Source organism: Paenibacillus sp. J22R67, assembly GCF_059692175.1.
In genome coordinates this window covers 13,625-29,224 of the sequence record NZ_JCAUAX010000024.1, presented here as the reverse complement: position 1 = coordinate 29,224, position 15,600 = coordinate 13,625, and the positions used below count along the sequence as shown (strand labels likewise).

The 15,600-nt window shown below is 49.2% G+C and carries 11 protein-coding genes, 1 pseudogene and 1 other annotated feature; of the genes and pseudogenes, 4 read left to right on the top strand and 8 right to left on the bottom strand.

What is annotated here, in order from left to right; translation table 11 throughout:
- Positions 1 to 9 precede the first annotated feature (9 nt).
- Positions 10 to 273: a YokU family protein gene (locus AC58VC_RS37165; RefSeq protein WP_497376490.1), complete on the bottom strand. Its 264-nt coding sequence runs from the start codon at positions 271 to 273 to the stop codon at positions 10 to 12.
- Positions 274 to 434: 161 nt separating this feature from the next.
- Here AC58VC_RS37165 and ablB point away from each other — a divergent pair, with 161 nt between their 5' ends.
- A complete protein-coding gene (ablB, locus tag AC58VC_RS37160) occupies positions 435 to 1,298 on the top strand; it encodes a putative beta-lysine N-acetyltransferase (RefSeq protein ID WP_497376489.1) in 864 nt (287 codons plus the stop codon).
- 13 nt (positions 1,299 to 1,311) lie between these two features.
- Here the strand turns inward: ablB and rpoN are convergent, their stop codons facing one another.
- Positions 1,312 to 2,640, bottom strand: coding sequence for an RNA polymerase factor sigma-54 (rpoN, locus tag AC58VC_RS37155; RefSeq protein ID WP_497376488.1), 1,329 nt, complete (start codon positions 2,638 to 2,640; stop codon positions 1,312 to 1,314).
- 204 nt (positions 2,641 to 2,844) lie between these two features.
- Here rpoN and AC58VC_RS37150 point away from each other — a divergent pair, with 204 nt between their 5' ends.
- Complete coding sequence (locus AC58VC_RS37150) at positions 2,845 to 3,528, top strand: 3D domain-containing protein (protein ID WP_497376487.1); 684 nt, start codon at positions 2,845 to 2,847, stop codon at positions 3,526 to 3,528.
- Between the two features lie 262 nt (positions 3,529 to 3,790).
- Here the strand turns inward: AC58VC_RS37150 and AC58VC_RS37145 are convergent, their stop codons facing one another.
- The 3 genes from AC58VC_RS37145 to AC58VC_RS37135 all read right to left on the bottom strand — a co-directional run bounded on the left by AC58VC_RS37145 (position 3,791) and on the right by AC58VC_RS37135 (position 7,304).
- Positions 3,791 to 5,059, bottom strand: coding sequence for an FAD-dependent oxidoreductase (locus AC58VC_RS37145; protein ID WP_497376486.1), 1,269 nt, complete (start codon positions 5,057 to 5,059; stop codon positions 3,791 to 3,793).
- Entirely contained in the window at positions 5,056 to 6,327 is a 1,272-nt protein-coding gene (locus AC58VC_RS37140) for a hypothetical protein (RefSeq protein ID WP_497376485.1), read from the bottom strand. Before AC58VC_RS37140 ends, AC58VC_RS37145 begins: the two co-directional genes overlap by 4 nt.
- Before the next feature lie 107 nt (positions 6,328 to 6,434).
- Positions 6,435 to 7,304, bottom strand: a complete 870-nt coding sequence (locus AC58VC_RS37135; protein WP_497376484.1) for a helix-turn-helix domain-containing protein — start codon at positions 7,302 to 7,304, stop codon at positions 6,435 to 6,437.
- Between the two features lie 121 nt (positions 7,305 to 7,425).
- Here AC58VC_RS37135 and AC58VC_RS37130 point away from each other — a divergent pair, with 121 nt between their 5' ends.
- Positions 7,426 to 8,346 (top strand): phosphotriesterase family protein, encoded by a 921-nt coding sequence (locus AC58VC_RS37130; RefSeq protein WP_497376483.1) that lies wholly within the window; start codon positions 7,426 to 7,428, stop codon positions 8,344 to 8,346.
- 249 nt (positions 8,347 to 8,595) lie between these two features.
- Here the strand turns inward: AC58VC_RS37130 and AC58VC_RS37125 are convergent.
- Positions 8,596 to 10,120 (bottom strand): annotated as a pseudogene (locus AC58VC_RS37125) (glycoside hydrolase family 32 protein).
- A 254-nt stretch (positions 10,121 to 10,374) separates the two neighbouring features.
- On the opposite strand from AC58VC_RS37125, the gene AC58VC_RS37120 reads away from it, so the two are divergent.
- A complete protein-coding gene (locus AC58VC_RS37120) occupies positions 10,375 to 10,935 on the top strand; it encodes a DJ-1/PfpI family protein (protein WP_497376482.1) in 561 nt (186 codons plus the stop codon).
- Between the two features lie 75 nt (positions 10,936 to 11,010).
- Here AC58VC_RS37120 and AC58VC_RS37115 read toward each other — a convergent pair whose 3' ends face one another.
- Together AC58VC_RS37115 and ileS are read right to left on the bottom strand one after the other, a co-directional pair.
- Entirely contained in the window at positions 11,011 to 11,874 is an 864-nt protein-coding gene (locus tag AC58VC_RS37115; protein WP_497376481.1) for an arylamine N-acetyltransferase family protein, read from the bottom strand.
- Between the two features lie 283 nt (positions 11,875 to 12,157).
- Complete coding sequence (gene ileS / locus AC58VC_RS37110) at positions 12,158 to 15,241, bottom strand: isoleucine--tRNA ligase (RefSeq protein ID WP_497376480.1); 3,084 nt, start codon at positions 15,239 to 15,241, stop codon at positions 12,158 to 12,160.
- Positions 15,242 to 15,290: 49 nt separating this feature from the next.
- Positions 15,291 to 15,544, bottom strand: a binding site (T-box leader).
- Positions 15,545 to 15,600 lie beyond the last annotated feature (56 nt).

Below are 15,600 nucleotides of genomic sequence, written 5' to 3'. Positions count from 1 at the left end.
CCATCCCTTTTATTTGAGAAATATATTCTTGACCCGTGGAGCCTTCATCAGCTCGTCATAGTGAAAGGAACTGCCGAGCGCAGAAACGTCATGCCAATACAGCATCTCTTCGATCTGCTGGGCAGTGCCTTCCAGCACATATGTTCGGCAATTCGCGCACTCGATCGCGGGTACGTTCAAAATCTGTACAGCCATCCTCCCGTCCGGCATGATCCAGTAGCAATCTTTTACCCCTTCACGGACATCTTCCGTCTCACACCACATGCACTGCATAAGCTCTCAGCCTCCTTCATGAGATAGGGTTTGCGCAGCTGCTGCTGCCTAATAACGAAGCAAAATACATGCCACCTTTGGACCAACAACGTAAACTTTTACAAGGCTAATCTAACGCATCCAAGCATATAACCATGTTAAGAAGAAGGGGGGACTGCGTAATGCCAAATGATCTGCCAACATCCCACATGGAAGTTGAAACCGGCAGCGATTATACGGTAAGCTTTTACCTCGATTTCATGAACAAAAGATTGCGGGTAGACGACTATCAAGGCAATGTCCATGCCATCTACGAGCGAATAGCTGATGTAGCCAAAAGTTATGCGCTGACCAAAGTTTTCATCAAATCGCGGGAGCAGGATTGGCAAGTTTTTCTGGGAAAAGGCTGCATGTTGGAGGGCATTTATAAAGGATATTTTCATGGTGTGGACGCTTACTGTATGGCATTTTATTACGATCTGGAGCGGCGGAGCAGCGATTATTGGATGGAAGAGGATCACATTTTGCGTAAGGTGCTAGCGCTTTCCCGGAAGACCAATCGACCCGCTGTACCGGGTCCTTTTAATCTGCGAATAGCCTTGATCGAGGATGCAGAGAAGCTGTCGCAATTGTACAGCCAGATTTTCCAAACCTACCCTACACCCATGAATGATCCTCAGTATGTTGCAAAAACCATGCAGGAGGGGACGATTTATTATCTCGTCGAATCGCAAGATGAGCTCATTAGCGCTGCATCCGCTGAAATTAACACCATGTACGCCAACGCGGAAATGACCGATTGCGCCACACTTCCGACCTTTCGCAACCAAGGGCTCATGAGGCTTTTGATGCACGCTTTGGAGGATGAATTGATCGCTCGCAAGGTTACCTGCGCTTACTCGCTGTCCAGAGCACTTTCCTTTGGCATGAATGCTGTTTTCTATCAAATGGGCTATGCCTATTACGGCAGGTTGACGAAAAACTGCGATATCTACGATAAATACGAGGATATGAATTTATGGGCCAAAACCTTGATCCGGCCATGACCCTCTAGGTTAACTATATGCGCTTCCTTCTCAGGGAAGAAGAAATGCCGAGCTCCTCCCGATATTTCGTCACCGTGCGGCGTGAAATCTGGATGCCCTCCTGCTTCAGCAGCGCAGCCAGCTTAGGATCCGAGTATGGCTTAGCAGGGTTCTCGCTACGAATCCATTCCTTTAATCTGGCTTTGACACGCTCGGACGACGCTGCATCTCCACAGTCTTGAGGCAAGCCGGATGGGAAAAAATGCTTGAGCTCGAAGATGCCCCATGGTGTTTGGGCATATTTGCCGGCCGTTGCACGGCTGACTGTCGATTCATGCATGCCTAGCTTATCGGCAATGTGTTTCAACGTCATCGGTTTGAGATAGGCCGTCCCCTTCCAAAAAAATTCGCTTTGTTCCTCTGCAATGGCCTGAGCTACGCGAAAAATCGTCTTTCGGCGCTGCTCCAAGCACCTTAAAAAGAACATCGCCGATTGCAATTTGCCGGTTAGGAAGCGAGCGGCCTCGTTCGTATCTTTTCCCTCCTTCACAATTCGCTCATAATAGCCGTTCATCGATAGACGGGGCAGCGCTGCCTGATGAGTGAATACCACAAGCCTTTCGCCTGACTTTTCTATGACGACCTCTGGCATAATATAGTGGATGGCTTCTGTATGAAAAGCAGCCCCAGGCCTAGGATTTAACCCCTTGATGACGTCAACGGCTGCATGAATTTCTTGTGGAGAAGCTTGTAAGCGCTGCGATAGCTTATGAATGTGAAAATCGGCAACATCCTTCAGATGATGGCGAATGAGTGTCGCGACCAGCGGAAAGCTTTCGGCCAAAGACTGTACCTGCAAAAGCAGGCATTCCCGCAAATTCCTCGCCCCTACACCAGATGGCTCAAAGCTTTGCAGAATCGTAAGTGCTTGCTCCACTAGCTCACGCTCCACTTTCATTACATCCGAAATTTCACTTATCGAAGGACCTAGATAGCCATTGCTATCCAAATTTCCGATCATAAAAATGACAATTCGGCGCACGCTTTGCGGCGCTTTTTTCATGAAAAATAACTGCTCCTTCAAATGCCTCTCCAGGGACACCTCATTCGAAGCGACATGGTGCAGCGGATCATAAGGAGCGTCGCCATCCCTCTTGCGGTTAGGACGAGAAGGAGCAGAGCCTCCGACCGTTCGCTCGTTAGCGGCGGCGTATTCCAACACCGGATTCTCGTTCATCTCCTGCTGAACAACCTCCAGCAATTCAGGTGTCGAGAGCTGCAGAATCGATATGGCTTTGCGCAGCTGCGGTGTTAACCGCATTTTCGCCGATTGTTGTTGGAACATTCCGTATCCTTGGCGCATGAACATCATTCCTTTAGGTTGTTGCTATAGTGTATTCACGTCAGGACGAACGTTTGCCAATCCGTCTGTAAACAGCAAAAAAGCCCGTAAAAGAATCTTTTACGCGCTTGAATCTAGTAAATTTTCATAGAATACGTATAGAAAAATCTAAATTTGACGAGTCTAGTAGCTATAACTCTATTAACTTTTTGAGGAGGAGCTATGATGTTTCTAAAAATCTTGTTTACGACTCTGACAATTCCTTTGTTAGTTAGTTTATGGCTTGCAGATAAAGCCTATTCCTATCCAAGCAGCGACGAGTTCACGGATATCTCGCAATCTTACAGTCTTGCATCAAATGCAGTTGAATATGAAACCACTACCACTACTACCATCCCGCCGACAACGCAGTATCAAGTTAACCGGGGAGATACCTTGTTCAAAATCGCTCGTGATTTTGAAGTGGATGTGAATGACCTCATGGCGGCCAACGGGATTGGCGATCCGCGTGGGCTGACAATTGGACAGACCCTGAAGATCCCTTCAGGAGCAACTGCGGCTGCCACGAATACACAGCCAAAAATCATTAAAAAAGTGATCAATACCACACTGACGGCCTATACAGCGGGATTCGAATCAACCGGTAAAAAGGCCTCCCATCCTACGTACGGCATCACCTTCAGCGGGTTAAAAGCCAAAGAAGGACGGACGATCGCCGTCGATCCTGCCGTCATTCCACTAGGCTCCACCGTATTCATTGAGGGGATCGGTATTCGCAAAGCTGAGGATATCGGCTCGGCGATTCGCGGTTCGCGAATTGATGTGTTCATGAACGATTTGAGTCAAGCGCAGGAATTCGGCGTGAAGAAAAATGTGAAAGTTTATTTGCTGGATCGGGAGAATATTTAGGCTCTCACTTCCGTTCCGCGTGCGGACTTGCAACGATGTTTTTCATCGTTGCGCCCTCCTCTACGCGGCTCACATTTGCTGTAACGATGTTTTTCATCGTTACAAGTGCTGAAGTGCTCGCTTCCGCTCCGCGGGCGGACCTGCAACGATGTTTTTCATCGTTGCGCCCTCCTCGGCGCGGCTCACACTTGCTGTAACGATGTTTTTCATCGTTACAAGTGCTGAAGCGCTCGCCTCCGCTCCGCAAGTGCACCTGCTTTGCTTATGAATACGAAGCCAGCTTATGAAAAACAACGTTCATCTCACGCAGTCCCTCATGCAGCGCATCAATGGATACATCGCGAATGACGCATGCATCGTCCAAAGCAATGGAAGCAGCAATCCCCGCTGCCTGCCCCAGCGCATAGCAAGTAGGCTGCACACGCATAGAAGACATCGCTACATGGGTAGCGGATATGGAACGGCCAGCGACGAGCAGATTTTCCACCTCATCGGGCACCATGCAGCGATACGGAATATCGTAGCCGCTGACTTTGCGCTCGTCTGTGGTCTTTTTGCCATCGGGACTGTGGATGTCGATCTCGTAATTCGTCTGGGCGACCACGTCTTGGAATCGGCGACCCTCCACCACATCCTGCTCAGTTAGTGTGTACAGCCCCTGAATCTGATTCGTTTCCCTTACGCCGACCTGATTGGCCACATGGGAAAGCGCATAGGTCTCAAAACCGTTCCGCTGTAAATAGTGCACGATGGAGAATACCTGTCTCAGCGCTTCCGTTTCGGCGTAATTGATATCCTTGATTTTGGCGCCGTTGCCTTTGACCCGAGTCATGTTCACAAGGAGCTGACCATCCTTGTTGCGCTCCCAAAATAGATGGCGTCCCTGCGGCAGATCGGACACTTTTTCATAATAATAGCAGCCTTCCGGCAGGATCGGGGTTACAGGCTTGCCTGTGTTTTGCATCATAAACATAAGCGTCATCGGCTGAGTTAGCCCATCCTCGGCTCTTCCCGACGTATGAGGCACTCCAGCATCGAGAGCGACTCTGGCATCCCCAGTGCAGTCTATGAATTGCTTAGCTTCAAAAGCCTTTAAGCCTTCACGTGTGGACGCAATCACTGCTTCCAAGCGAGTTCCATCCTTGACCGTCCCAACAAACTCGGTATGGTAGATGACCTCTACGCCTTCCTTTTTCATTTTCTCATTTAAATAATGCCGTAGCTCAAAAGGTGAATATTGCGGGGCAATGGACGTATCATGATGCTCCGGTAAATATTCGGCGAGCACCTCTGCGATCATCTCACGGTATATGCCCGTTACGTTCCCAATCGGCATAAAAATGCTCACATTACCCAAAGTGCCCATACCGCCAAGCTGCCCTGACTTTTCTAGCAAAATGACTTTCTTTCCTCTTCTTGCCGCAGAAATAGCAGCCGCTGTTCCCGCAGGTCCCCCTCCGATAACGACAATATCAGCGCGATCATAAGTCTCTATTTGTCTTTGAAAATCATACGTTCGTTTCTCACTCATCTTCCGCCTTCGCTCCCTTCAATTTTGGCCCATGCTTCAAATAGTTTCTTGCGTTCTTCCATTTCAAAATCCGCAACCTGCCGCACATAGTCCAAGTCCTCGCCAAATAATTCCGGCGTCCATTTGCGTCCAAACGCGGCATGCGTTACTTCATCGGCCCAGTCATAGTCCTGGAACCGCTCCATAAGCGGATGTTTCGCCTCATCTCTGCAAAACTCATACTCAGCGATTTTGCCCGGACGGCGCATCGCTTTTTCCTCAAAGCCAATGCTCAAAAGCGCGTAGCGCTGCGCCGGCAGCTTATCGATTAACGGATCATAGCCGCCGACATACTGCCGCAGCACCATCCAATCGATGCCTTCCGCCTCCATCGCCGCTTGGCCGAAAAGTGCATGCCGCACTTCATCCCACAGATGGCGCGCCAAATCCTGATAGAACTCCCATGGCATATGGAGTTGATCGTAAATGACGCTCGCCACGTTCTCCACGGCGGCCATTTCCTCTTGCCTGGATTTCATCATATCCAGCAGTCGAAGGCGAATCGGGTCGTCCGATTGATGCGGTATAGCCGTGCGGCCAAGGGCCGGAGGTCCCATTCGTTTGGCATCCCGAACAGCTTGCTTCGGCAGCTCATACGTCTTGCCGGATCGCCAGCGTGCAGGCACCTGTATCGAAGCGCCTTGCTCGCCCGTAATGCCGCCCGCCGCACCCAAAAACCCGCTGATCCGACCCTCGAACTCGTCAGCTTGCTCCACAGATTCGCCGTCGCTATGCAGCGACTGAATCATGTTTTCTCCCCATTCAATCTGCTCGCGCAAATCCGAAGACAGCAACTTTAAAAGGCGAATGGTCGGATAATCCACAAGCTGCTGGGTGTCCGCGATATGCTGGGTATACGCTTTCAAAAGTGCCGGCTTTATCACGCGATAAACCCCCACCAGCAGTTCCATGTCGCTCTGCGCCTGAATCAATTCCTCAAAGAGCAGCGTCAATGTGACGTTTGGTTCTTTTTGCAGCATCATCGGGGAGGTTCTAAGCTCCAAAATGCGCGCGCGAAGGGAACCGACCGCCTCGGCATCCTCGTAAAGATGCTTGCCCAGCGCAGCTTTTAGATGCCAGTGACTTCTTGCCGGAAGCTGCCCGGCCGCACAGCGGAATAACCGTTCATGCATGTATTTGTATCTCCGCAGCAGCTTCGAGTTCATTTCCACACTATATTTGCCGATGTCATACGGACGAAGAATGCCTACATACGCTGTTTCGGTCATAGCAGCCTCCTTGTAACAAAGTGTTGTGAATTCCATGACTTCATTATAGGGGAGCTGCGAGCGTCTGGCTTTGTCAAAATGCATAGCAAATGTATCAAAACGTCTTTTTATGGATGGCGCCTAACTTGACTTGGCGGGTATCCGAAACGAAGCTTATACATCTTGGAAAAATGGTGGACGCTCGAAAATCCGCAGCTGTCCGCAATATCCTGAAGTGGCAAATCCGTGCCACGAAGCAGGTCCGTCGCGTAATCTAGGCGTAGCTTGAGCAGAAATTGATGAGGGGACACTCCAAATTGGGAGCGAAAATGCAGGGAGAAATAAGAGCGGGACATGAGGGCTTTATGTGCCATTTCCTCCACAGGCAGCGGTTCCGACAACCGGTACTGCATATAGGCAGGCACCCAACTAAGCGAGGTGGAGCGACTGTGCTCAGAGGTGCTGCGGGTTGTGTATTCTTTTAACAATTCCAGTACAATCTCTGTGGCATGCACTTGCGCTTGAAGAAGGTCCAGTGCATTTTTGCGGCCCCAATGTGCAATTGTCTGCTGCAGAGTGTCAAGCAACCATTCGTGTCTCGAAAGCTTTAATATATAGGGGATGCAGATATCCGCGAACGTTTGCAGGCTTGGCTGTAGAGGAACCGCCTCTGGGTTATAGCCGTGATCGATGGGTACGATCATTTCGGGACGAGCTTCGACTAAGGACGGAAACAATTCCATATGCAGTGACATCAGACTAAGTGGCGATTCGGATTCCATCTGATGCACAATTCCCGGCTGCACGAAGATGAACTGCCCCTGATTCACCCCATAGAGCTCCCCTTCTACTTGAAGGCGAAAGGACCCTTCCTGCACATAAAGCAGCATGTAGTCGGTGATGATTCTCGGCGGCGTTTTCCATTGCTGAAAATGCAGCAGGTCCGCATAACGAATGTACGGCTGCAGCTCTTGATTTAAAATCGATTCGGCGGACATGCGGATTCTCCGTTCTTAAGGGTTTTACTGATGATTCTATTGTAAAAGAATAAAATAGTGTTGCCAATGGTCCGCCATAGACTATAATAAAGTCAAAACTCAGGATCAAGGGGCGACGTCGATGCTGCAGACCGTAACCGGACTTATCCATGAAAAAGAAGCTGGAACAATTCTCGTCCACGAGCATGTCCTCGTTGGATTTGTCGAGGATGGCAAGTTAACTCCGGATGATTACGACCGAGATGAAGTTGTGGCTTCCATCCTGCCGCTGCTGCTGCAGTTGAAGGAAGCGGGCTGCTCAACATTTGTAGATTGTGCGCCGGAATATTTGGGGCGTGACCCCTATGTTTTAAAAGACTTATCTACCAAGTCTGGTCTGCATCTCGTGACAAATACCGGCTTTTATAAGGCACCTTATTTACCGCCTTTCGTTTATCAAGCCACGGAGCGCGAGTTATCCGATCTATGGATTCGTGAAGCGCAAAACGGCATTGGAGATAGCGGCGTCTTCCCTGGCTATATCAAAATCGCCTTAAACGACGGAACGTCGATCAATGAGACGCAGCAAAAAATTTTGCGGGCTGCGATTCGCACCTCCTTTGAAACTGGATTGCCGATTCAATGCCACACCATTGGTGGGGATACCGCCCTGCATGCGGGCGAAATCATGAGAGAAGCAGGCTTCGATCGGGAACGTTTCATCTGGGTGCATGCCCAAACTGGCAAGGATTTGGCCGTCCATCAACGATTGGCGGATGAGGGCATGTGGATCTCGATCGATTCCATTCTGCCAGGCACCTATGACAAGCATGTGGAATTGCTGCAACAACTACGAGCTTATGGCGTAAGCAGCGAGCAAATCCTGCTTTCTCAAGATACAGGCTGGTACACGGTTGGTGAGGAGAAAGGCGGGAATCTTCGTCCTTATCACCACCTGCTGACCGATTTCCTGCCCTATGCGGCTCAGCAAGGTTTGGACCTGGAATGGCTTAAACAGTGCGTTACCCGGAATGCTTATCGGGCGATGCGTATACGGAACTAGCATGATCAAAAACCAGCAGCCTTGGGCTTGCTGGTTTTTTGGAATGAAGGGGAACTGGAGTCCGCTATTTGAATAGAATCAGCGTATTTCCTATTCTGAGAGAACTACAGGGTCTTATTTGGTCAATTAGCTCGATTTTCGTCTGTAAATCTACGAGTAGCGCCTTGTAGTTCCGCTCACTGGAAAAATCTTCACTTTCGGAGCAAATAGCGCCCTGTAGTTCCCGCTAAGGCTATTGGGTTTTGCAAATTACAAAACCCAAGCGTCCAAGCTCTCGAGATGAGCTTCGCCCTTCTCGGCAAACAGCTTGATACCCAGGCTAGCCGCCGCAGGGTAAATCCGATTCGTGACGGTTTTCACTCCGTCATTTGCGAAGAGCTCGACCGATGAGCGGTCGAGGAACAGATGCAGCTTCAAGCGCCCATCCGCCATCGGCGCCAACTGCACTTCGCTCACACCCGCTTCGCCTGCGCCGGAGTGGGTGCGATCCACGCTGAGCTTGCGGTCAGCTGCCGAATAGGTTACTTTCGTATACTCGGTGCCATCCTCCGAGCAGCGGAGCAACAAGCCGAATTCCGCTGCACCAGCGGTTATCGCCACATCAAAAACGGCGATTAACTCAAGCGTATCGCCATACACATTCGGCAGCGTCAACTCCGTATCCGCACCAATAGATAGATCGTCAACACGTTGGTGCGCCCCGCGTAGAGCAGTAAGCTCCGCCACGGGCTCCATCCGCGTTAAGCTTCAGCTCGCGCGGTAAGGTGAAGGCCCCCATCCAGCCCCGCTCCTGCTCGGGCATCTTGGCACCCCAAATGTTCATCCAGCCTTGGAGGATGCGCCGGCCCTGCCCGTCCATGAACGTTTGCGGGGCATAGAAGTCGAACCCGTAATCCAGCCGCTCCGCATAGCCATAGGCGAATTGACCTGTTTCATAGTTCAACTTGCCGGTTAAGTACATCGTCTTCGTCGTTCCCATATTCATCGGTGAAATGACAAGCACATGATCGTCCCCGCTCCCTAAAGGGAAGAGATCCGGACACTCCCACATATCTCCCATCGTTCCGTCGCTCTCCGCAGCTACTCCAAGGTAGCGCCACTCCCGCAGATTCTCAGATGTATACATCAACACTTTGCCCAAGCCGTCTTTCCCGTACCCGACCACCATATACCATGCACCTGCATACTGCCAGACCTTCGGGTCTCGGAACCCGACTCCGCCTTCTTGTGGAGCCCCCGCAATGACCGGATTGCAAGCCTCTTTGCGGAAGCTCACTCCGTCCGTGCTAGTCGCGAGACACTGCACCTCCACCGGTGTGCGTCCATCAACATGCCCTGTGTAAATTAACGTAAGGACACCATTATCGTCCACCGCGCTGCCCGACCAACAGCCGTGGCCGCTATTTTCTCCTGCGTCGTATTCTTCCGAAGGCGCTAACGCTACTGGGAAATGGTCCCAATTCACCAAATCTCTACTTTTGGCGTGTCCCCAGTGCATTGGTCCCCATTTGGCCTCATATGGGTAATGCTGATAAAACGCATGATACTCTTCTTTATAAAAAATTAGACCGTTCGGATCATTCATCCAGCCTGCAGGAGGCATCAAATGATAGCTCAGTCTATAACTGTCACCCTCAAGACCCTCCACCTTTTGCTTCAAAAACGCATTCGCTTGCCCTACTCGTTCCTCGTGGAGCTTGTTTCGCTTTGCACTTACCTGCTCTGCTAGCTCTTCATTTCCCTTGCTCAAACCTGAATTTCTTTGCTGATTCATCATTTCTCCTCCTAGCCTCGAGATATGCCTGCACCTACAAATGTACCTTGCTCAGCAATTCTCCATCAGCCCCCTTTTAACCTTTCATGCAAAAAAAAAGCCGCACTATCCAATTAAGAGGGGGCAGTTATAGCTTTGGTTACGTCTCCAACTGGCATTCGACAATTCGTGTCAAAATCCACCCGTTTACAACGCTGCGTGGTTTATTCATAATTAAATTTATAGGTTACCAATAATTACCAAGGAGTGATACGATGTCAAAGAGAATCTTAATTCTTACCGGTGATGCTGCAGAAGTTCTAGAGGTGTATTATCCTTATTTCCGTGTATTAGAGGAAGGATATGAGGCTGTTATTGCTTCACCGACGAAAAAAGTGCTTCGTACCGTCGTCCACGATTTTATCGAAGGTTGGGAGACCTACACAGAAAAGCCTGGGCATTTGCTGCCTTCACACATCGCTTTTGCTGATGTAGACCCTAGTCAGTATGATGGACTTATCATTCCTGGGGGCAGAGCTCCGGAGTACATTCGATCGAATGAACATGTTCCACGCATTCTTCGCCATTTTCTTGAAGCTGACAAGCCGCTCGGCGCTATCTGTCATGCTGCGCAAGTATTCTCCGCTTTAAAAGACAACCATTACTTTGAAGGTCGCACCATGACTGCCTATTCCGCATGTCGTTTGGACGTCGAGCAGCTTGGCGCCAAGTATGCGACGGACACGCTTCATGTGGATGGGAAGTTGGTCTCTGGCCATGCTTGGCCTGATTTGCCAGGCTTCATGCGTGAGTTTTTGAAATTACTCGCTAAATAATCGACTCCATGTAGGTGCCGGCATGAAAAAAGCCAGTCAAACATCTGGTGTTTGACTGGCTTTTGTACTCTTTATTTACTTGTTCGTCAGCTTCTTCCAATCCTCATGCTGTTTCCTTACTCTTTTCCATAGCTCATCACGTTCCAACACCGAATAGGTGACAAGTCTTTCATTAAAAATAAAGGCCATAACATCAAGCCACTGGCTTTGATTTGACAACTCCGTTGATTCCGCGCCATTCAGATCCCATTTTTTCCATACACAGCCTCTAAGCTCATTACTCTCTGCCGCACATCTTTGTCGAAGAAGAAACAAATTCATCCACGGTGATTCACTTGATCGGCTGTAAAAGTCATGATTAGCTTTGAATACGTCCAAATTCAGTTCAGCCTCAGGCGCATAATCGACTCCAGCATAAGCATAAAGGGGATCGTGTTCCAAGCGCCACCCCTGTTCGGCTACACTAGACGCCGTTACCTGATAAGTAGCATGCCCTTGTGTGTATTTCCCGAAGTGCAAAGGCAGCGGCTCATAAGGCATATCGCCAAGACCGACATCAACAATCCACGGTTCGCTCTCTCCGGCTTCATTATTCAAGCTGACGGTAACACCTAGATGAAAAGAATTAACCCTTGGCTCTTCACCGATTGGCTGTACACCGGCCCTATGCCACGACACTTGATACCCTAAAGACTTAAGCAAAGTACCAAATGAACCATTTAAGTGAAAGCAATAACCGCTTCGATGATTGATCATAAGCTGAACGCTCTCCCTCACATCCATAGATGTCGGTCTGCCAGCGTAAATATCGAGTGTTTGCCATGGAATATTGGCTACATGTGCTCTATGTAGATCAAACATATAGGCTTTAGTTGGAGCCTGAATATCTTTGATGCCAATTCGGTTCAAGTAGGCGACAATTTCTGTTTTCGTTAGCATACTTTTCTCCCCCCACTAGAGGAACTAAAGTCCTCTAGTTTTTCAATAAACTAACATTATGACTATTGTAAGGGAACTACAATCCCCTATTCAATAGGTTTCAGTGAAATATAGCCATTTCAGGGCAAATAGAGCCCTGTAGTTCCGCTTTCTCACCAAAATCACCGGTTTCTCCAAAATAACGCCCTGTAGTTCCCCTACAGGAAGAATTCCAGACGCAGCCTTCCCTCCGCACAACAAAAGAAAGGGCCGCTACTAAGTAGCAACCCCCCACAAACTCCAACTACTCTATGAGCAATAAGCACTGATAACCGCCGAACGAAACATCCTCCATATTCGCAGCTTGGGCAGCATATCTGATCTCGGAGACAAGCACATTCTCGCGCAAAACATGATCAAAGCGCTCAATCGCGGCTTTCAAGGGAGCATCAACATGCAGCGTCAGGATGACACGTTTTTCAATCGGCAAATCCAGTTTCTTGCGATAATCTTGAATCCCGCGGATCACCTCGCGAACAAGACCTTCCTGTTCCAGCTCCTCCGTTATGGCTGTGTTCAGCGCGACGTTGATTTGGTACCCCACCGCGGAGGCAAATCCTGCTTTCCCCTGCTTTTCCACAAGCAGCTCATCCAAAGTAAGATGGATGGCTTCGCCGTCAAAGGTGACGTCCAGATGGCCGTTGTCAACAACTTGCTTAGCTTCAGACGCAGTAAGCTGTTTCAAGGCATTTTGCACAGGACCAACGAATTTGCCATACTTCTTGCCAGCAACTTTTAAGTTCAATTTCAACTGATAGTCAACGAAGGTGCTTTCGCTCTGCTCCAAGCGAATATGTTTCACGTTAATTTCGTCCTTGATGATGTCTTCAAATCTGCTCAAATTAAAGTCACGGTCTAGCGAAACAATGAGTTCAGACAGAGGTTGGCGTGTTTTAATTCCGACCTCGTTGCGAATGTTGCGCGCTAGCTCAACGATCTGCCGAGCGGTGGCCATGTCATTTTCCAGTGTCGTATCGATTGCTGCTTCGTTTACTTTCGGGTAATCGGTCAAATGAACGCTGCCTTCACCCCCAAGGTTGCTGAAAATATCCTCCGCGATGAGCGGGATATAAGGGGCAACCATCTGTGCTAAGGTGACCAGGACTTCGCGCAGCGTTTGGTAAGCAGAGACTTTGTCCTCCGTCATTTGACTGCCCCAGAAACGGTCGCGAGAACGGCGAATGTACCAATTACTTAGCTCATCAACAAAAGCTTCCATATGCTTGGCTGGGTTCAGAAAATCGTAATCCTCCAGCCCCTTCAAGACGTTCTGAAGGGTAGAGTTCAACCTAGAGAGCACCCATCGATCTAGCTCGTTTTTTGAAGCTTGCTGCGGATAGTCTTCCGCCTTATATTGATCAATCATGGCATACAACGAGTAAAAAGCGTGTGTATTATTGATCGTATCTACTACTTTAGACTTAGCTTCGGCTACAATCTGCTTAGAGAACCGTTTACTGTTCCACGGCGCACTGTCAGCAAGCAGAGCCCAGCGGAAGGCATCCGCTCCGAATTCTTCAATGATTTCCCAAGGGTCGATCACATTCCCTTTGCTCTTGGACATTTTCAGACCATTTTCATCCAAAACATGACCGGTTGAAATTACCGCTTTGTAAGGCAGCTTTCCGTTATATAAGGTAGATACGGCCATCAAGCTGAAAAACCAGCCGCGCGTTTGGTCAATGCCTTCGCAGATCATATCAGCCGGATACTGATCTGCGAACAGTTTCTCATCACCGAATGGATGATGATACTGAGCGAACGGCATCGAGCCGCTATCGAACCACACATCGATCACTTCCGGCGTCCTTTCCATGGTTCCTCCGCAAGAGCAGCGCAATTTCACAGCATCCACATAGGGTTTATGCAGATCCAGACTGTCATCGATAGGCGTGATGGATTTCTCATACAGGTCTTTCCTGCTTCCCGGCGCATACTCTGACCCGCAATCCTGACAAAGCCAGAGGTTCAGCGGAGTGCCCCAATAGCGGTTTCGACTGATATTCCAATCGACAAGCTCCTCAAGGAATTTCCCGAAACGACCTTCGCGGATATGCGGCGGATACCAGTTCACTTGGCTGTTGTTCGCAAGAAGTTGGTCCTTCACAGCCGTTGTTTTGATAAACCAGCTTTCCATCGCATAGTAGAGCAGGGGAGATTTACAACGCCAGCAGAATGGATAACTGTGCTCATATCGTTCCTTAGCAAACAAAAGACCGCGTTCTGACAAGCTTTTGACAATATCCACATCACAATCCTTAACAAAACGCCCGGCAAAGTCGGCTACTTCCTCCGTATACCGTCCAGCAAGATTCACGACATTTACGAAATCCAGGTTATGCTGGCGGCATGTGCGGTAGTCATCCTCCCCGTGTGCAGGCGCGATATGAACAATTCCGGTACCACTCGAATCACTTACGTAATCCGCATCGACAACGATATGCCCGCGGTTCACAGAGATATAGCCAAAAGGTGGCTCATAGGAGGTTCCTACGAATTCCTCCCCTTTGTGTGTAGAGAGGATCTCATAGTCCTCTTTTAAGACCTTTTCGGCAAGATTTTTGGCAATGACGTAGACTTTACCATTCTTTTTGGCCTTCACGTAGTCGATGTCTTTATTTACCGCAAGCGCAACGTTTGCTGGAAGTGTCCATGGGGTCGTCGTCCAGGCAAGGAATATTTCCTGCCCTTTCGTACTGCGAAACTCGAATGTCGCACTCAAGTCTTTAACATCTTCATAACCTTGAGCCACCTCATGTGAGCTAAGCGTCGTCTGGCAGTCAGGACAATAAGGGCTGACCCGATGACCTTTGTAGAGGAGTTCTTTTTTATGAATCTCGGATAAAATGTGCCACACACTCTCGATGTAATCATTCGTTAAGGTCACATAGGGATTATCCATGTCTGTCCAGTATGCGATTGCCTCTGTCAATTCCCGCCACTGCTTCTCGTATTCGAAGACGCTGTCTTTGCACTTTTCAACGAATTCGGCTATTCCATATTTCTCGATTTCTTGTTTGCCCGAAATACCCAACTGCTTCTCCACGCCAAGCTCGACGGGAAGGCCATGTGTATCCCAGCCTGCTTTTCGCACGACACGGTAACCTGACATTGTTTTGTACCTGCCGATAAAATCCTTAATGACACGTCCGAGCACGTGACCGATATGAGGCTTTCCATTGGCTGTAGGCGGCCCCTCATAGAAGACGAAGTTCGGTTTATCACTCCGATGATCGATCGATGCGCGGAATGTTCCGTTTTGTTGCCATTGATTCAGGATGCGCAGCTCGCGGGTTCTTGCTTTTTCTTTTACATCCACTTTTCTCATACAGATCATCCTTTCCCTTATTAAAATAAATACAAAAAAATCCCGTCCCATAAGGGACGAGATTGTATCTCGCTATACCACCCTTGTTCCGATTGATCCATAACTCGACCCTCGGTACCTCCGTCAACGTACCAACATACGCGCCCCATATAACGGCAGGATCCCGGGTCAGCTTACTCCAGTGGCTTCAGCTTTCCTTCTCGGAGAGGATTTTGGGCTAAGTCTTGAACGTTGGCTTTCAGCACAGGGCCAACTCTCTGGGGAACAAGGGATTAGCTTACTCGATCTCGTCAATGAATTTACTCAGAACATTCAGTTATCTCATTTCTACACCTTTTTAGATAAATTGTCAAATGAAT